This window comes from Sphingomonas sp. GW822-FHT03G08 (assembly GCF_058801135.1).
The window spans coordinates 1,585,742-1,606,802 of sequence record NZ_JBXAMZ010000001.1; the positions used below are offsets into that span (position 1 = coordinate 1,585,742).

Consider the following 21,061-nt stretch of genomic DNA (forward strand, 5'->3'; position numbering starts at 1 on the left):
CGCTGCCGTGCCGGCATCCGGCCTCTTTGGGGGGGGGCCGTGGGGGCCCGCGCAGGGGGACTGCGCGGGCCCTCTTTGCTGCCCGCCTTGTAGCCGTCTACGGCAACTGTTCCGTTGCGTAGGGCGCCGCGGTTCCCCCAACCGCAGCGCCCGGCCCTGAGGGGCAGAGAGCCCGCACCGAAAGGTCGTGCGGGCTCTCCCGCTACTTGTCGCCGTCGCCCTCGTCCTCGCCCTGATCGTCGCCCTCGAGATTCCGGGAAGGGTTCTGATCCAGCGAGAAGCCGGGTGCGACGCCGGCCCGCAGCGTCCTGAGGGCGTCGCTTGCATCGGCGCCCGATTGGGTAAGGGTGATCGCCAGCGTGCCGGGGATCACGGTGAGCAGGTAGTTGGCCGACAGCGCCAGCGTCCCCTGCCCGATCGCATAGCGGCCGACCTGCTCGCCCGCAGTCCGCGCCAGCGCACCGCCGAAGCTGTCGCCACTCACCACGGATCCGCCGGTGACGGCATAGGTGAAAGCGGGGTCGGGCTGGCCGAGAAGCTTGGTCATGTCGGCCACGGTCACCGTGACCGCACGGCGGGTGATGTCGGCGGTAACCGGCGTGCTCGACAGGGTGACGGTGTAGTTCGCCGCGTCCGCGCCCGAGAGCGCAAGGCCGCTCACCTGCACCGTGCGGCCGGTGCCGGCATTGGCATCGGCGAAGCGATAGCTCGCCGTACCGGTTACCGTGTCGCCCGAGATCAGCCCGGTCAACGCGATGCGGCCCGTGGCGGTGGTGGTGCCGTCATAGGTCCGGCTGTCCGCCGTGGCGGTGGCGCTGATCGCCTTGGGGGAGATCACGGCGCTGCCGCTGGCGGTGCCGCTGACCGTGTAGTTGGCCGCATCGGCGCCGTTGAGTGCCAGACCCGTGGCGGTTGCGGTGCGGGTGCCGGCATGCTTGCTGTCGAAGGCGATGCCCGCGGCAGTGACGCCAACCGTGTCACCCGCGATAAGACCGCTCAGGCCGAGCGTGCCGGTGGCGGCCGTGGTGCCGTCATAGACCCGCCCGTTCGCCGCCAGCGTGGCGGTGATCGCCTTGGCGAGGATATTGGCCAGCGCGGTCGCGGTAGTGCCGGTCAGCACATAATTGCCCGCGTCGCCGCCCGACAGGCCGATCCCGCTCGCGGTCACCGTGCGGCCCGTGCCCGCGTTCTTGCTGTCGAAGGCCATGCCGGCGCTGATCGCCGAGACCGCGTCACCGGCGACCACGCCGTTCAGCCCAAGCGCGCCGGTGGCGGCCGTGGTGCCGTCATAGGTCTTGCCGTTGGCCGACAGGGTCGCCGTGATCGACTTGGCCAAGATGTCCGCCAATGCCGTCGCACTGGTGCCGGTCAGCACATAATTGCTCGCATCCACGCCCGAGAGGCTGATCCCGCTAGCAGTCACCGTGCGGCCCGCGCCGGCATTCTTGCTGTCAAAGGCATAGCTGCCGGCCGCGCTCACCTGGTCGTTGCCGACCAGACCGCCCAGGCTCAGCGCGCCGGTGGCGGCCGTGGTGCCGTCATAGGTCTTGCCATTGGCCGACAGGGTCGCGGTGATCGCCTTGGCAAGGATGTCCGCCAGCGCCGTCGCGCTGGTACCGGTCAGCACATAGTTGCCCGCGTCCACCCCCGACAGGGTGATCCCGCTTGCAGTGACCGTACGGCCCGTGCCCGCATTCTTGCTGTCAAAGGCATAGCTGCCGGCCGCACTCACCTGGTCGTTGCCGATCAGCCCGCCAAGGCCCAGCGTGCCGGTGGCGGCGGTAGTGCCGTCATAGGTCTTGCCATTAGCCGACAGCGTCGCCGTGATCGCCTTGACCAGGATCTCCGCCAGCGCAGTCGTGCTGCCGGCCGAAAGGACATAGTTGCCCGCATCAGCGCCCGACAGGGTGATGCCGTTCGCCGTGACGAGATGCGTGCCGGCATTCTTGCCGTCAAAGGCCATGCCGGTGCTGTTCGCCGACACCGTGTCGCCCGCGATCAACCCGTTCAGGCTCAGCGTGCCAGTGGCGCCCAGCATGCCGTCATAGGTCTTGTCGTTGGCGGTCAGTATCGCGCTGATCACGCGCGGATCGATCACGACCGTGCCGGGCACGAAGGCGAAGGTGTAACCCATCTCCGAGCTGAGCGTGCCCAGCGAGCTATAGGCGAAATAGGTGCCGGCATCGCTGCCGACGCCGCTGATCGCTGCCGCGCCGCCATAGGCATTGGCGGCACTGTCGCCATTGACCAGACCGGTGATCGTCGTGGTGACGTTCGGCACGGTGCCATCATAGACGAGGTGCAGGCTCGACGGGGTGACCGTCAGCACCGGGCGATAGCCATAGACGAAGCGATTGCCTGCATTCGGCGCGGTAGCGAAGCTGCCGGTGCCGAAATCATAGGCGTCGCCATAATAGCTGGTCCCCGCCAGCCCGCCGAAATCGTTGAGCGGGTCGGAGGCGCCGGGATTGCCGCCCGTCTGGGCATAGACCAGCCAGCGGCCGTTCGAGGCGCTCAGCGCGCCTGCCCCGGCCAGGTTGGTGAACCGGCCGTCCGAGGCGAGCACGATCGCATCGCCCGAAGCGGCGGAGACGATGCTGCCATTGGGGCTGATTTCCAGCCCGCCATGCGAGGCGATCGTCACCGCGCCGCCATTGCCCTGGACGGGGCCGTCGATCACCAGCGAGGTGGCGTTGTTGAGCCTAAGGCCATTTGCCGAGAAGGCGGCAAGCGTGCCGATGCGGTTGTCACCACCCAGCGTCGCCGCGCCGGTCACATTGCCCTGCAGGCGATCGGCGACGATGTACCAGGCATTCTGGGTCAGCCCGCCTGTGACCTGCAGGTCAAGCACGCCGCTCACCTCGATCACGCCGTCGAGGCTGAGGCCCTGAAGGTTGCGCAGTGCGAGGTTGCCGTTGCCGACCGTCACGCTGGCCAGGCTGCCGATGTGCGAACCGGTCCCGCCATTGTCGAGATTGACGTTGCCGCCCATCGCGACCACGCCGAGCGTGCTGGCCGAGATGCCGGCGGCGTCGATGCCGCCCGCCACCGAGAACGACACGTCACCGCCGGTAACGGCGCCGACGCTCAGATTGCCCAGGCTGGCGCCGAGGGTGATCACGAAGTGGCCCGACACATTGCCCAGCGTCGTGTTGCCCTGGCCGCCGACGTTGATGAGGCCGGCGCTGGTGGTCAGGTTACCCAGCGCGAGCGTGCCGCCCGGCCCCTGCACCAAGAGAGCGCCCACCGCATCGATGTCGCCAGCCGAGAAATCGCCGGCCGCCACTGCGATCTGCACCGTGCCGCCCTCGATCGCGCCAAGGCCGTCGGCCTGATGAAGGTTGATCGCGAGATTGCCGTCCGCCTGGATGCTCGTGCCGCTCGCCAGCGACCCCGCGTTGCTGAAGATATTGGTGCCAACGACCGAAGCCGTATTGGCGGCGCCGAACTGCAGGTCCCCGCCCGAGACGAGCGAGAAGCTGTTGGTGCCGGTGGACGTCAGCTTCGCGCTGGCCAGCGTCAGATTGCCGCCGGCGTTCAGCGTGATCGCGTTACCTGCCTGCAGGTTACCGATGTTGAGCAAGCCATGCGACGCGTCGATGTCGATCGCGCCGCCAAAGGCGAAGTCGGTCGTGCCGAAGTCGAAATCGCCGACCGTGTCGGTGATGGCGAGCGAGCCCGTGTTCGCGCCACCGGAGGCCAGAGCATTGCCCGAGAAGTTGCCGGCGGTGACCGTATAGTTTCGGCCGACACTGAGCGTGTTCGAGATCGCGGCCGTGCCGGTGCCGGCATCGATCGTGACGTCGCGGCCCTCTGCCCATTGCAGGGCAACGCCCTGACCAATGGCGGTGACGTCGCCGGCTGCGGTCAGCGCCAGTCCGCCGGTGATAGCGCCGTCCCGCGCTTCAACCCGGATATCGCCCGAGGAATTGAGCGACCCGGTGGAATTGAGATCGCCATCGGTGTCGATGATCGTCACGTCGCCGAGGCGGGTGGCCCCGCCGAACAGCGAGGGGCTGAGCGTGAAGGTGCCGAAGTCCGCCGCGGTCAGCGCATAGCTGCCACCGCTGCTCTGCGCGTCCATGATGCTGAGCTGACCCGGCGTCGAGACGGTGATGTCGTTGCCACGCAGCAGGTTGATCCCGAGATCGCCTGAGGCGTTCGCGATGCTGACATCGCCGGCGTCGGCGGTAACGCGGTCGAAGACGCCGATCGCGCTGGTAAGGTTGACCGACACGTTGCCGCCAAGCGAGATCACCGTCGCGCCGCCGGTGAAGCACCCGCAGCCTCCCAGCGTTCCACCGACCTGGATATCGTTGCCGGCAGCCGCGAGCGTTCCGGCATCGGCGCCTAGCGTGACATTGCCCTGCCCCGTCAGAGTGAAGCCATTGCCTGCGATCACGCCGCGCACCGTGGCTTCGCCGCCTGCCACGAAATCGCTGAGGCCGCCGACCGAGATCTGGTTCATCGCCAGGTCGCCAAACGCACTGACGAACGCCACGCCCGAAGCGGTCAGGTTGTCGAGCGTGATCCCGCCATTGGTGCTCGACAGGTCGGCATCACCGCTCGAGCTGAGCGACGCCGCGCGGATCGTCGATCCCACGATCTCGATATACTGGCCGGAAAGGTTGCTGATCGCAGTAGTGTCGACGGTGCCGTCGGCCACCAGATGGATACCGTTCGCGGTGATCCCGGCGCCGCCCAGCGTCAGGTTGCCGCCACTGGCCTCGAGCAGGAGAACTCCGCCCCGGGCGGAATTCACGAAGATCGAACCCGCCCCGGTGATGGCGGTGGCGTCGCCAGCAAGCCCGGCAAGCGTGTCGATCGACAGGTTGCCATGCTGCACCTCGACCCAGGCCGTGTTGGCCTGAACCAGGTCCAGCGCCGCGGAATGGTCGAGATACACCCGGGCGCCGGTCGATCCGAGGATCGAGACGGTGCCGGTGGAGCCCGCCGCGCGCTCGAAATAATGGTCGCCGGTGATCGAAGCGTCATCGTCCGCGCCAAGTTTCGCCGCGCCGATAACGCTCTGCACGCTAAGGCTACCGGTCGCGCCGGTGAGCTTCGCCTGGCGCAGCGTGGCGTTGCCGAACAGCGAATAGACACTGATATCGCCGCCCGCACTGGCATTGCCGACCGTGGCGGCGCCGAACTGGGCCGACACGCTGGCGTTGGTGCCCGCCTCGATACTGCCGGTCACGTTGAGCGCCTGGCTGCTGCGAAGCGTCGCGCTGCCGCTATCGGCGATAGCCTGGAAGATCGTGAAGCTGCCGCTGGTGGCGGAGACGTCGAGGTCGGTCGCCGCGATCAGCTGGTAGACATCGGCCGAATTGGCGGTGCCCGTCACCGCACCGGACAGCGAGCGGATCGTGCCGTTGCTGAGCAGGCCGGCGACCGAGAAGTCGATGTCGCCGTCATATTCGAGCGTCGCGCCGCCCATGTCGAGCGCGCCCGTGGCGGTCAGCGCCCAGGTGCCGCCGCGCGTGCCGCCCGGCGCAAGCGCCGCGCCCGCGAAATTGCGGCCGGTGAGCGTATAGTCGTTGGCGACGAGCAGGAAATTGCGAACGTCGATCGTGCCTGCATTGGCGACCAGCGTGACATTGTTCCCGCTGAGGCCGCCGATGCCGATATTGGCGGCGCGGATCTCCACATCCCCGTTCGCGCCGAGTTGGACGCCGGTGTCGGCGTCGAGCGCGCCGGCCGCGATCTTGATCAGGATGTTCCCGGTCGCGCCGATCGAGGTCGGCAGGAAGAGGTTGCCGTTGTCCTGGGTGATGGTCAGGTTGACGATGCCGCAGCCACAGGGCGACAGCGCGCCCGCGTTGAAGCCGGCGCCGCTCCACAGCGTGTAGTCGCCGGTGACGGTCACCCCGGTCGCATTGACCGAACCCAGCACCGAGCGCAGCGAGACATTGCCGCCCGAAACGGTGCCCAGCATCAGGTCGCCCGTATTAACCTGGGCCTGGACCGCGCCCGAGACGGCGGCGACCGAGAGCGCATTGTTCATGCGGTAGAGATTGACGGTCGCGCCGCCCGCGCCCGCGTTGATCGCCGCGCTGCCCGTCCAGCCGTTGAACTCCAGGGTATTGTCCGCCGAGATGCTCGCCGGGCTGACCGCGCCGAGGGTCACGCCGCTGCCGCTGAACAGCATGTTGTGGTCATCGGCTTCGTTGTCGACACCGCTCGTGCCGATCGACGCCCCCACGATCGACACCGCCGTCGCCGCGGAGACCGCGATGTCGTCGCCGGCCCGGACGGTGAACAGGCTGACCGCGCCATTGTGGCTGGTCACCGAGACATCGCCGCCCGCGTCGATCGCCGAGGTGATCGAGACGAAGCTGTCCGCCTCGAGCGATAGGTTGCCGGCCGCGGTGACGGTGGGCGAGCCGATCGTCAGGCTGCCGCCTGCCACGGTGACGCTAGCATCGCCCGGGCTGGCGAGCGCGGTAAGGACGAGGTCGCCGACATTCCTGATGCCGATGTCGCCGGTCATGGTGCTCAGCGAGAGCGTGCCGAAACGGTTGTTGCCCAGCAGGCTGATGCCATTCCGCGCCGACAGCGTGGTCGAACTGGCGGTGATCGCCCCGCCCGACTGCGTGATCTGGCCGCCGGTCGAAGTCAGCTGGACGGCGTCGGCGACGATATCCGCGGTTATGTCAAAATCGGCTGCCTGCGAGAAGCTGAACAGCGTCGGGTCGATCAGGCCGAGGCGCAGGATGTCCTGGTTGGTGAGGACGACGTCGCCGATCGCCTGGATGTTGAGCGTGCCGGTGTGCAGCACGCCGGTGCCGCTGTTCTGGATCGCCGGCCCCGACGCCAGCGTGCTGATCAGCGAGATGCTGTGGCTGCGATCGGTCGTGACATCGCCAACGATGGTCAGCGAACGATCGGTTGCGACCGCGATGTCACCGTTCGTGGCGGTGATCGTGCCCAGCGCCGAGATATGGTTGGCGCCGGTCAGCAGGAAGTTGCCGGTGGCCATGCCCTCGATATTGGCGGCGCTGACGATCGAACCGCTGGCCTGGGTGACCGAACCGTTGCCGGCGCTGAGGAATACACCGCCCCCACCGCCCGCCTGGACGACTCCGGTGAGATCCACCGACGCGGCGCCGAGCCCGATATAGCCGCTGCCGGTCAGGATATCGCCGAAATGGCCGACAGTGTCGGTGCCGAAATTCAGGCTGATGTCGCCGGTGATGTTCTGGGCGCTGATCGTGCCGCTGATGGCGCTGTGCGCGCCGGAGGCGGTGATCGCGTTGTACGCGCGAAGGTACAGATCGCCGTCCACCACCGCACTGTTAAGATAGATGCCGCCCATCGAGGTGGTGACGCTGGCATCGCCGTTGAAGTTTAGATTGAGCTCGAGCTGGCTCGACGACGCAATGATGCCGGTCAGCGTCGCGGTGCCGGCACTGCCGGTGTTGCTGAGACTGATCATCTGCGCCCGCAGCGCGCCGTTCAGGCCCATGCCGAGCGCAAAATCGGTCGCCAGGCCCGAACGGACAAAGGCGATGCTGTTGGCGGCGTTGATATAGCCGGTGATCGCGGTCTGGCCGACGCCGACCGAGATATTGTTGCCGAACAGATAGCCGAGGCGGTCGATCAGATTGTCGCCGGTCAGTTCGATATCGTTGCCGGTGGCATCGACGTTGAGCAGGCTGGCCTTGACCGAGTCCGCGGTGATGCGGCCGACGGTGAGGTCGACCGTGCCGTTCACGGCCGAGATCAGGTTGCCGCCCAGGATGTTGGCGGTGGTGATGACCGTAATGCCGCCGTTCTGCGACACCAGCCGATCGATATAGTTGAAGGTGCCGCCGTTCAGATCGATGTTGCCAGCCGCGGTGACATCGACCGTGTTGGCGGTGAACAGAGCGCCGGGGTTGGATACGCTGCCGGTATCCGAATAGAGGCCGAACTTGCCGCCGACGACGCTGTTGCCGCTGGCCCAGAGCTCGATGTCGCCGACGTTGCGGAAGAGGAAATCGCCGCTGGTGGTGACCAGCCCGAGCTGATCGACCACATTGGCCTGACGCAGATCGGCGCTACCCGCATTGACCGCCAGCGACTGGGCGGTGATCCTGCCGCCGGTCTGGGTGATGCCCGCGCCGCCGTTCAGCGAGGCAGTGGTGCCGGCGGTGACGTCGCCGGTCAGCGCATAGGCGGTCGAGCCGTAATAGGTCAGCTCGGTGCCGGCACTGAGCTTGGCGAGAGTGCCGATCACATTGCTCTGGTTGAACGAGATCGAGCCATGCGCCGTCGCGGCGAGCGAGCCCCCGTTCATCACGCCCGACTGCCAGATATTGCCATTGGTCGAAGTCAGGTCGATCGCGCCGGTGGTCCCGGCATCGATCCCGCCGACGGTAAAGGTCCCGTCGTTCACGAAGGTCACGTTGTCGCCGCTCAGCGAGACGGTGCCGCCGGCATCGACAAGATTGGCCGCATCGAGCGTGACGTCGCCAGCAGCGTTGACGTAGAGCCAGCCCGCCTTGATCCGCCCCCCGGTCTGGTCGACCGCGCCGCCGGCATCGAGGCTGAAATAGCCGCTCGCATCGATGTTGCCGGTCAGCGCGACCGCGTCGAGGCTCTTGATCACGACGTCGCCGAAGCTGCTGCTCAGCGTGCCGAGCGCGGCGATATGGTTGGCGGCGCCATCAAGGGTCACACTGCCATAGCCGCTGGCATTAAGCAGATTGGCGGTGATCGAACCGGAGGTCTGGCGCACGAAGCCACCATTCGCGGTGCCGCCCAGCGTGACGGTGTCGCCGCGAATATCGCCCTGGATATCGAGCAGGCCCGACAGGATCGAGACGTCGCCGGTGGTCGTGGTCGCCCCGTAGACATAGCTCAGATTGCCGGTGATCGAGATGCCGGTCGCCGCCTGAAGCGTGACGCCGCCGCTGTTGACCGCACCGCCCGCCATCGAGATAGAGCCGTTCTGGCTGGTCAGGAAGGTCTGGAACATCCCGTTCTGGAGCGCACCCGCTATGGTGAAGCTGCCGTCGTTGACGAACTCGAACTGGTAGCCGTTGAATCCGCCGATCGAACTGACGTGACTGGCGGTGTTCAGGAAGACGCCGCCGCCGATCGGGTTCACGGTCAGGAGGTTGGCAGTGATGTTGCCGCCGCTGATGTCGCCGCCATTGTAGATCGTGACATTGTGGCTGCCGGCATCGATGGCGTCGATCTGCAGCGCCACGTCGTTGCGCAGGCTGAGGTCCGACCCGGTCGAGATCAGGCCGATGCGGCTGATCCGGTTGCCGGTGTTGTCGAGCACGACATTGGTGCCGGTCGCCGAGAAGGTGCCAGCAAGGATCGACGTGCCGGCGAGCTGAGTGACGCTGCCGGTATCCGAGATCATCTCGACGATGTGACCGGCAGCGCTGATGTCGCCGAGCGCAAAGTCGCCGGTGTTGCGGAAGCGCAGGTCCTTGCCGTTCGAGTTCAGCGTCGCATTGCCGACCTGGTTGTGATTGAGCAGGCTGATGCCGTTGGCGGCCCCCACGCCGCTCGTCGCCTCGAGGAAGTCGCTGTGGATCGCTCCGGTGCCGACCTGGGTGATGTCGCCGCCAGCGACAAGCTTCACCAGGTCGTGCGCGGTGATCTCGCCGTCGAGCGCCAGGCCCGTGCTGGTACGCAGCGAGAAGCCGTCGAGCGCGGTGATGGCGTTGAGCGTGCCGATCGAATTGAGCTGATCGAGCACGATGTCGCCGCCGACGGCGCTGGCAGCCAGCCGGTCGGCCGTGATCGCGACCGTCTGGGTGATGTCGCCGCTGTCCGCAGTGAGCGAGAGCAGGCCCGGCGCGTTCACCGTGCCGAGCAGGATCGCGTTCGCCGAGTGGAAGAAGATGTTGCCGACGTTCGAGGAGAAGGAACTGGCCGTGGTGCTGCCGACATTGTTGGCGCTGTCGAGCCGGATCAGGCCATAGGCCGACGAGGCGATGTTGCCGGCGGTGATGATGCCGCCGCTCTGGGTGAGCCCGCCGCTGGTCGAATCGAGCGTTACCTGCTGTCCCGCGGCAGTGACGTTGCCGGTGAGTTCATAGCCCAGGAAATTGTTGAACGAGATGCCGCCCGAAACTGCATTCGACAGCCCGGCGATCTCGCGGATGTTGTTGTTCGCGTGGAGCTGCACGCCGGTCTGGGCGCTGACGCCAAGCGATTGGGCGGAGATCATGCCGGCCGCGGCCTGGCTGACCGCGCCATTGAGCGACGTGAGCGAAACCGCCTGGCCGGTCGCGGTGATGCCGCCGTCGATGCGCAGATCGCCGCTGTTGGTCAGCACGATGCCGCCGCTGGTGCTGTTGGTCGCCTCGGAGATCGAACCGATCGTGTTGCCCGAGTTGCTGAAGTCGATGCCAGTCGCCGCCTGAAGCTTGACGTAACCGACACCCAGGGCAGTGGACTGAGTGATCGATCCGGTATCGGAGATCAGCGTCAGCAAACCCCCGCCGTAATAGAAGCTGAAGTCGCTGTTGGCGACGATGTCGCCCTGGTTACGGAACGCGATCGCGAGCCCGCTCGAGTTGAGATAGTTGCCGGTCGCGCCGACCTGGTTCGCCCCGACCAGGCTGATGTCGCCGCCCGTTGCCGAAATGCGACCGGCAACGATCCGACCGGTACCGCTCTGGGTGATCGCGCCATCGGTGGACAGGCCGATGCCGGTGGCGGCGGTGATCGTGCCGGCGCTCTGGTTGAGCGTGTGGCCGCTGAGCTCGATGCCGCCCGCTGCGGTGACGTCGCCGATGATGGCGAGGTTCGAGTTCGAGCCGTTGATCTGGATATCCTCGCCGCTTGTGACCGCGTCGAGGGTGTTGAGGCTGGTGAAGTCGAGATAGAAATCGCCGTTGGCGCTGCCGGTGAGCCGGTCCGCGCTGAGATAGCCGTTGCTGTAGACGGCGCCGCCCGAATAGAGCGCCAGCGTGCCGCCCACGGTGCCGTTGTTCATCGTGATGTCGGCGGGCGTGTGCACGGTCAGCGAGCCGCCGACCGACAGGCTCTGGGCGATCGTGGTGGCGAGCGCCGAGCGCAACGTCGCGTCGCCGGTGACGTTCAACCCGAAGGTGCCGACCAGATTGGCGTTGTCCAGGATCGCCGAGGCGTTGGTGCCGGTGGTCGTGACGTTGAGCCGGTTGGCGGTGATGACGTTGCCGGTCGCCTGGCTGAGGCCGTCTTCCGCGGTGATCGAGACGGTCTGTCCGGCGGCGGTGATGTCGCCTTCCAGGGTGACGTTGCCGAGCAGGTTGAGCGCGATGCCGCCGCTGCCGCTGTTGGTGATCGTGCCGAGATGGTTGGCGGCGATCTGCCCACCGGCGCCCGCCGCCGAGTAGATGCCGTTGGCAGCGGAGAGGGTCAGCGTGCCGGCCGAGGACGAGCCCGCGCCGGTGAAATTGATGTTGCCGCCCGAGGTGATCGTCGCCGCGCCGGTGGCGTTCAGCCGGAGGTTGAGGTCGCCATAGGACAGGAAGCTGCCGCTCCCCATCGTGATATTGGCCTGGCCGCCGACGATGTTGATGACATTGCCCATGTCGAGCGTGCCGGCGGTGTTCAGGTTCAGATTATAGGTGTTGATCACCCCGCCCGGGCCCTGGGTAATGCCGGCGGCATTGGTGATCGTGGTGGTGCCGCTGACCACGATGTTGCCGTTCAGGCCAAGCACCCCGGTCGACAGGTTTGAATTGGCGGCGAAGTCGCCGCCGTCGATCTGGATGGAATCGAGATTGTCGAGCGCGTTGGCGCCCAGCGTGGCGCTGCCGTTCATCAGGCGGAGCCGCAGATATCCACCGGTGATCGTGCCGCTGTCCTGCGTGAGGTCGCCGTCGCCGACGAAGAAATAGACATACTGGCCCGGCGCGGTCACATCGCCGGCGATGTGCATGTCGACATCGGAGGCGATGGCGATCCCGACATTGGCGGCGCTGCTGCTGTTGGTCAGGCCGTCGACGGTGTGGATCTGGTTGCCGATCTGGCTGAGCACCAGCCCATCGACCGCCGAGGCGGTGAGATGGTTGGCGATAACGGTCCCGCTGTTCTCACGGATCTCGCCGGCATCCGCGATGAGCGTGACATGGTCGCCGCGCACATTGCCGGCGATCTGGAAGCCGTTGATGTCGTGGAAGCGCACATCGCCATCGGCGGTGAGCGCGCCCAGCGTACCGACGTCGTTGGCAGCACCCAGCGTGATCGCGCCGGTAGCGCCGCCGGCGGTGGCATAGAGCGACGCGGCGGTTAGCGTGCCGCTGGTCTGGATGATCGCACCCTGCGCACCGAGCGTAAGCCTGCCGCCGACAGCGACGTTGTTGAGCAGGCTGAGCGACGTGCTGCTCGTCGTGATCGTGGCATCGCCCGAGGCGCTGAGAGCGCCGAGATAGGTGAAGCTGTTGGCGGCGTTGCCGAAGCTGATGGTGCCACGCTCCGCAATCGCGGACAGCGCGGTGGCGCTTATGGCGCCCGTCGAAGTGATCGAGCCATTGTCCGAGGTCAGCGCCAGGTTGCCGCCCGAGGTGAAGCCGCCGAGTGCGTCGAGATCGATCGATCCTGCGTTGCGCAGGATCAGGCCGCCATTCGTGGCGACGGAAACCGAGCTGCCGGCGCTGTTGAAGCTGTTCGCACCGTTGAAGATGATCGCGTAACTGCTCAGCGCGATGGTGTTGGCCACGACCCGGCTGGTGGTGCCGATCTGGCTCAGGTTGCCCACGCTGGTGAGGTGGACGTCGTCGCCGGTGATCGTGCCGCCGAACTGCGAGATTCCGCCCGTATTCGCCCGCAGGTCCACGGTGCCCAGCGTGCTCGTACCGGCGGTGACGTCGCCGAGGATCTGGAAGCTGTTGGCGTCGGTGAGCAGCACATTCCCCGACGTCGTGATCAGCTTGCTGACGCTGGTCACGTCCGTATTGAACGTGAGGTCGATCGCCCCGCCTGCGGTGAGCGACAGGTCGCCCGCCCGAATATAGGCTCCGAGCACGCCGCCCGCGGTGGTGACGACCGCGTTGCCCGTGGTGCTGACGGTGAGGTCGAGCGTGGAGGCGCCGGCATTGTTGAAGGTGACGGTGCCGCCGCCCTGCGACGTGCCACCGAAGCTGCTGAGGCTGTTGGCCTTGTCGAGCGTGATGCTGCCGGCCGCGCCGGTGAGCACGGTGTTGCCGGTCACGATGCCGGCGCTCTGGGTGATCGAGCCGATATTGGCGATCAGGCTGGCGGCGAAGAAGTTGCTGGTCGCGGTCAGGTCGATGCTGCCATCGGCGACCAGCGTGAAGCCGCTGTTGACCGAGGACGCGCCCAAATTGATGTCGCCGGCGGTGTAGACCGTGGCGTTGACTGCGGAAACGGTGAGCGTGTCGGCATCGACCTTGCCATGCGGCGTCGTGACGACGCCGACCGTGGTGGTGCCGGTGGTGATATTGCCACCGCTGGCGAGCGCGACGGTGCCGGGCGCGGTGATGTTGCCCTCGATGGCGAAGCCGTTGGTGTCCGCGATCCGGATGTCGCCGGTGGCGGTGGTCAGTCCGGTGAGCGTCGTGAAGTTGTTGGCCTGGGTCAGATTGATGCCGGTGGCGGCGTTCGCGATCAGCGTAGCGACCGCGATAGCACTCGTCTGGCCGATGCTGCCGGTATCCGACGTCAGCGTGAGCGTGCCGAAGCTGTTGGCGGTGCCCGGCAGCGTGATGCTGCCAAGGTTGCGGATCGTGACGTTCTTGCCGTTGCCGTGGCCGAAATCGAGCAGCTGACCGAAATTGTTCGCGCCGCCGAGCAGCAGGTCGCCGCTCGTGCCGGTGAACAGCCGGTCCGCGGTGATCGCGCCGGCGGTCTGGCTGATCCCCTGCGTGGCGTAGATATTGACGCCACCGCCGGTGATGTTGCCCGTCAGGGCGAGCAGCGAGTCACTGAAGATGTCGATATCGGTGCCGCCGGTGTTCTTGGCGGTCAGGGCGCCGAGCGAACCGATGTGATTGTTGCCATAGTTGAAGACGAGCTTGCCGTTGGCGGCAGTGGCGCTCAGCCTGTCGGCGTTGATCGGGCCGCCGATGATGTCGCCGGTATCGGAAATCAGCGTGGTGTAGTGGTTGCTGCCGGCCTGGTTGGCGGATCCGCTCATGTTGATCGTGCCGACCGCGCGCAGCGTCAGGTCATGGGTGACCGTATACGTGCTGATCGCGCTGATCTCGTTGGCGCCGATCAGCGACACATCGGTGGCGCGGAGGCTCAGGCCGTAATCGCCGGTCACCACCTTCGCGCGGGCGTCCTGGAGGACCGACTGGGCGGCATCGAGCTCGACGCTGTAACCGCTGATCGTGCCGCTGTACTGCTGGAGCGAGCCACCACTCGAGTTCAGGCGGACATAGTTGGAGCCGGTCCCGCCGCTTGCGGTGACATCGCCGTCGAGGTTGATGTCACCCTGGTTCTCGACGTCGATCGCACCGGCCGACGAGGTCAGATAACGATAGCTGCCGACATTGATGGTGACGGTCTGGTCGCTCAGATAGACACCACCGTCCGCGTTGATCCCCACCGAATTGGCGATCACGCTGTCGTTGTTGCCGGCGATGCCGCCGGCATCGACCGTCAGGTCGCCGGCCGTGTCGATCTTGAAGAAGATATCGGCATTGCCGGTGAGATTGATGGCGCCGCCGTTGCTCGAACTCGCCCAGACGATCGCATTGCCGGTGCTGTCGAGCGTGATGCTGTCGCGCGCGGTGGCGGTGACCTTGTTGGCCGTGATCGTGCCGCTGGCGCCGTGCCCGATCGTGCCGAAATTCGCCTTCAGCGTCGCGTCGCCGCCATTGGTGTTGAGCAGGCCGGCGACGGTGAGATTGCCGTCGGTATCGATCGCGAAATTGCCGTTGGTGGTGACGGTGCCGAGCTGGATGTTGTTACCCGCGACCAGATTGGCGCTGGTCGCCGAGACGTTGAGCAGGCCGCCCGCGACGACCAGACCGCCATTGGTGGTGATCGCCCCGCCCGAGGTGAGCGAAAGCGCACCGGCGGCACGCACCTGGCCCGTCAGGTCGAAGGCATTCGCATCGACGATGGTGACGCCGCCGCCCTGGCTGCGGATCGCGCCCAGATGGCTGATAGCGTTCCCTGCATAGTCGAGCACGATGTCGCCGGCTGCATCGGCCTTGAGCGTGCCGGCGATGAAGCGGTCGCTGAAGCTGGTCTGGCTGATCCCGCCCGTGTCCGAGATGAGCGAGACGGTGCCGCCGGGCGCTTCGATCTGATAGTCGAGCACGATCGCGCCGACATTGCGCAGCGTGATGTCGTGGCCGGTGCCGCTGTCGTATTGGTCGGTGTCGAGCCGCCCGACTACATCGATCTGGTTCGCCCCGGTCAGCGAGATGTCGCCATTGGTGATGACGTTGAGCCGGTCGGCATCGATGATGCCGCCGGTCTGGCTGAGCCCGGTATTGCCGTAGAGGCTGACGTTCCGGCCGGTGACATTGCCGGTCAGCACCATGCTGCCGTTGTTGGTGGTCAGCAGGATGGACTGGCCGGCAGTGATGGTACCGAGCGAGGCGATCGTGCCGGCGAGGCTGATCGAACCCGCCGCGCTCACGGTCAGGCGCGAGGTGTCGATACCGGAGTTGGTGCTGAGGATGTTCCCGGTATCGGAGATCAGGGTGAGCGCGCCACCCGTCCGATATCCGCCGGTCCCCCCGAGGATCGGACTGAGATCGATGTTGCCGAGATTGCGCAGCGTCAGGTCGCCGCCCACCGCAAGGTCGGTGAGGGTGGTGAAGTCGTTGGCCTCGCCCAGCGTCGTATTGCCGCCGCTGGTCAGCGACAGATTGGTGCCGTGCAGCGTGGCGCCGCTGCCCTGAGTGAGAGTGGTACCAGCCTGCAGCCCGATGCTGCCGCCGGTGAGCGTGGTGCCCGCGTTCTGGGTGAGGGCGCCGAATAGCGACGTCAGCGCAAGGGTATTGGAGCCCGCATTGATCGACTGGGTGACATTGAAACTGCCGGCATTGGTGAAGACGATCGGCCCCATCGTCGAAGCGAATGTGCCGAGATTGCCGACCTGGTTGTTGCGCCCGACGCTGATACCATTGGTCGCGGAGAGGCTCAGCGTATCGGCCGTGACAATGCCGCCGCCCTGGAAGATGTTACCTGAAAGATCGGTGATCGACACCGTCTGGCCCGCAGCATTGATGTTGCCGGCGAGCGTGAGCTGCGACGCGCTATAGCTGACAATGTTGATGCCGCCGCTGGTCGTGTTGGTAATCGTGCCGAGATTGAGGATGCCGTTGTTGCCGACAAGGGATGCGCCCGGCAGGTTGATCCCGGTGACCGCGCTCAGATTGGCCGTGCCCGCCGAGAATGAGCCGTTAATGCTCTGGGTGATCGCCCCGCCCGAACTCAGCGAGATCGTAGCGAAATAGACGGATTGGTCGATCAGGAGATCGGTGGTGGTGTTGAGCGAAAGCGCGCCGTTGCCCGAGGTGGCGATGAGCCTGTGGATCCGGTTCGCCTGGTTGAGCGTGACCGTGCTGGCGCCGGTGGTGATCACGCCGAGATAGTCGACGTCGATGATGCCGCCGCTCTGAGTGATCGACCCCGCACCGGCCGTGCGCAGCGAAACGCCCCCGGTGACAGCTGTGGTCGCGGTGATGTTGCCCGCGATGTCGAAGCCATTGGCGTCGCGATAGAGGATGCCGCCATTGGTGCTCGTCGCGCCGCCAAGCGTGGCGATGTCGTTGCTGGTGCTGCTGAGCAACAGGTCGCTGGCGCCGCTCAGGAAGAGCTGGTTCGCGCGGACATAGATGCCGGCGCCGGTGTTCTGGGTGATGCCGCCGGTGTTCGAAGTCAGCCGGAGCGCGCCGCCCGTGGCGTCGATCCGGCCGTTGAGAATGATGTTGCCATCGTTGCGGAAGGTGATGCTGTGGCCGCTGGTGAACAGATTGGCGTTGAGCCCGCTCACCGTGGTGACCGCGTTCGCCTGGTCAAGCGTGATGTTGTTGTTGGCGGTCGCGTTCAGCGTGTCCGCAGTGATCTTGGTGCCGGCGTTCTGGGTGATCCCGCCATTCATCGCGAGCAGAGTCACATTCGTGGCGGTGATGTCGCCGGTGAGGGCGAAGCCGGGGAGATCGGTGCCGATCTCGATGTCGCCGCCCGCGGTCATCGCACCGAGCGAGCCGATCAGATGACCGCCGCCGCCAAGCAGGATCGACCCGTTCAGCGCCGTGGCGGTCAGCTTCGTGGTGGTGACGACATTGCCGGCGCTGATGTCGCCGATGTCCGAGGTCACGGTCAGCGCACCGCCCAGGGTGGCGCCGCCGCCGACCGTAGGATCGAGATCGATGCTGCCCAGGTTGCGCAGCGTCAGGTCGCCGCCGATCGAGAGATCGGCGATGCTGGTGAAGTCGTTGGCCTGGCCCAGCGCCACATTGCCGCTGCTGGTGAGCGACAGCGCGCCGCCGTGCAGCGCCGCGCCGCTCGCCTGGGTGATCGCGGAGGCGCCGCTCAGCTTGATGATGTCGCCGGTGATCGTGCCCGAATTCTGCAGGATGCTCCCGCCCGAGGTCAGGCTGACGGTATTACCCGCGCCGCCTGCGGTGACGTCGCCATCGAGCTTGATGTCACCGTTGAGGTCGATGCTGATCAGGCCGTCATCGGTGCCGAGATGGCTGAAGCTGCCGATATCGACCGTGAAACCCGTGTTGACCAGGCCAATCCCGGTGCCCGCGGTGATCGACACCGAACTCGCGATCACGTCACCGGTGTTGCTCGCCTGCCCGCTGGTCTCGACGGTGAGGGTGCCGGTGGTGTTGGCCGCGAAGCCGAGATCGTTGTCGCTGCTGAGATGGATGGCGCCGCCACCGCTCGAGGTTGCCCAGAAATTGGCGAAGCCGGAGCCGACGAGCGTGATCGCGCCGGTGGCGTCCGCCGTCGTCGAAAAGGCCTTGATCGAGCCGCCATTGCTGGTGATCGCGCCGTTGGTGGTGGACAGCGTCAGGTTGCTGGTGCCGGTGTCGACCAGGCCGGTCAGCTCGATATTGCCGTTGCTGCCCAGGTAGAAATTGCCGCCGGAAACGGTCACCGCCCCCAGTTTGATGTTGCCCAGCACATCGAAGCCGGCACCGCCGCCCGCAGTCACTTCCAGCGTGCCGGCGGAAAGGTGGCCGGAGTTGGTGTTGATCGCCCCGCTAGTGCCAAGCTGGACCAAGCCAGGCGCACTGATGTCGCCGGCGATATCGAAGCCATTGCCTTCGACGAACATGATGTCGCCGCTGGCGGTGCTGAGCCCGCCCACGGTGGTGACGGTGTTGCCGACGCCGCCGCCATCGAGCCGCAGCCCGGTCGCCGCCTGCGCGATCAGCGTGTCGGCATAGATGCCGCTGCCCTGGCGGATGCTGCCGGCGTCGGAGATCAGCGTCAGCGTGCCGACGGTGATACCGTAGCTGTTATAGCGGAAGTCGCCGATCGCGCGGATCGTGACGTCCTTGCCGGTGCCCGCGGTGAGGTACGGGTCCTGGTAGCCCAGGTTGTTCGCACCACGCAGCAGCAGGTCGGTGGTCGCATGCGCTTCGAGATAATTGCTGGTGCTGACGCTGCCGCTGGCATGCTGGTCGATCGCTCCAGCCGTGGCATTGAGCGTGACGTCGTTGCCGGAGATCGTCGTGCCGGCACCCTGGCCGATCGACGTCCCGGACAGGCTGACATTGGTTCCGGCGACGACGTCGCCCGTCACCGAGAGCGCGCGGTTGGACGTGATTCCAATCATGCCGCCGGCGGCCACGGCGCCCAGCGAGTCGATCGCGCCCGAAAGGCCTATCGATCCCCAGGCCGAAGCGGTGATGCGCGATGCGGCGATGGCATTGGGGCTGATGATATCGCCGTTATCGGACGTCAGGTTGAGCTGGCCACCCGCGGTGTAGCCACCGCTCGACACTGGGGTGAGGTTGATCGTGCCGGCATTGCGCAGCGTCAGGTCGCCGCCGACGTGCAGGTCCTGGAGGCTGGTGAAGCTGTTCGCGCTGCCCAGCGTCGCGGTACCGCCGCTGGTGAGCGACAGGCCACCCGTCTGGACGAAGGCGCCGTTGGTCTGGGTGATCGTGCTGTCGGCGTCGAATATGATCGCGCTTGCGGTAATGCTGCCGGAGGACTGCTGGATCGCGCCGCTCCGCGAAGTGAAGCTCGCGGTGCCGCCATTCGCCTGCACGACGCCGCCGAGCCGGAGCACGCCGTCCATCGCGAGCATGATGTTGCCGTTGGCCTGCAGGTCCCCGAACGCGGCGTCACCGCCGTCGGAGCTGAGGTTGATCGCGCCGCCCGCGGTCACGTGCAGACCTCCGGCGATCAGAGCGTTCGTGCCCGAAGACGTCGCATCGCCCCCGACGGTGAACCGCGCGCTCGAGAAGGTGTTCACCTTGAAGTCGAGATTGCCGGTCGCGTTGACCGTGATGTTCTCGCCATCGGCGGAATTGGCCGTAAGGCTGGTGAAGCTGTTGGCCCCACGCAGGTCGATCTCACCAGCGGCATTGGCGACGACGGCGCCCCCGCCCGAGATGAAGCCACCGGTCTCGCGGATCGCGCCGGTGTCCGCAGTCAGCGAGAGCTGGTTGCCGAGCAGCATCCCGAACTCGTTCGACAGCGTGATGCCGCCGGTCGCGTGGACCGTCACCGCCCCTTGGGACTGGCCGTAGCCGATATTGGCGTCGCCATTGACCTTGAACGACCCGCCGCCGCCCAGGGACAGCTCCAGGCTGCCGGCGGTGATCGAGCCAGTCGTAGTATCCATGAAACCGCGCGCGCCGAGCGTGACCTTGCCGGGCGCGCTGATCGCGCCGGTGAGGATGACCCCGTCCTCATCGCCGATATAGGCGAGATCGCCCGTGACGGTGCTGAGCGCGCCGAGCTTGTCGACCCGGTTTGCACTGAACGAATTGAAGTTGATGCCCGTCTGCGCGCTGGCGGTGAGCGTGTCCGCCGTGATCACACCGGCGAACTGCCGGACATCACCATTGTCGCTGCGCAGATCGACAGTGCCGCCCGTCGCAGTCACATCGCCGCGCAACAGGACGCCGTCAGTGCCGAGCACGCTGACCGACGGCGCGACGAGCGCGCCGCCAGAGATCCCGACGAAGCCCGAGCCGGTGCCGGAAACCGGGGCCGCCACCGCGGCGGCGCCCACGATATTGTGGTTCGCGCTAAGCACGATCGCACCGGTTTCGTCGGTTACGGCAGTCGTGGCGGTGATTGTGCCGGTGCTGAGAATATTGGCTTGCAGCCCGGACTTCGAGACCGCCGCGACGAACACGCGGTTGCCGCTGATGTCGCCGGCCAGCGAGATTGCATCGGTGCTCGAAGTGCCGGCGCCGTCCGCCACTTCGAAGCTCAGCAGGTCCATGTCGTCGGTCGAGGTCGGCCGGAAGCTGATCTGGTATTTGGACGCCGAGCCGACGAGCACGTTGCCGCCATCCTGCGCCGAGATGCTCGATCCGGCCTCGGCGGTGACCACCGGCGCCACCAGCGCGATCGCACCACCGTGGCTGGTGATCTGCGCGCCGTTCTGCACGGTGATGTTGCCGGTCCCCGCCCCGGTGAAGCCGAAGCTGGTCGAGCTGCCGTCGAGGAAGCCGCCCGCGCTGCTGTCGGTCGCACGGTCCAGCCCCGCCGTCGTGACGAGCAGGCCGCCGGTGCTCACCCGGGCATTGGCACCGATCACCACGCCATTGGCGTTGTAGATCCAGATATTGCCGCCCACCGCCCCGCCGGTGGAGCCGATCGTACCGTTCAGATTGCCATTGATCGTGCTGCCCGCGCCGCCCACGCGGTTGAGCACGATGTCGCTGCGATTGGCAAAGACGAAGTTGGCGGTGTCGCCCGAATTGATGTCGAACTTGTCCCAGTCGATCACCGTGCGCGATCCGCCCAGCGTCACCGTGGTGGTGTTGGGCACCGACTGGTCGATCGTCGGCGTCGTGCCGTTGCTCTGCGCGGGCGTGGCCCCCTGGACGAGCTGCGCTTGCGCGGGTGCCGCCCAGACCGCGGCGAGCGCGAGCGCGCCGAATGCCGAGGTGGTGAACAGGCGGCGATTGGAGCGGCGGCGGGGAGCGGACATCTATCT

Annotated in this window: 1 protein-coding gene; it reads right to left on the reverse strand. The window is 66.5% G+C overall.

Annotated elements, in window-relative coordinates:
• Window positions 1–202: 202 nt before the first annotated feature.
• Window positions 203–21,055, reverse strand: coding sequence for a YDG domain-containing protein (locus AC1RJ5_RS07065; protein ID WP_493112472.1), 20,853 nt, complete (start codon window positions 21,053–21,055; stop codon window positions 203–205).
• Between the last annotated feature and the right edge of the window lie 6 nt (window positions 21,056–21,061).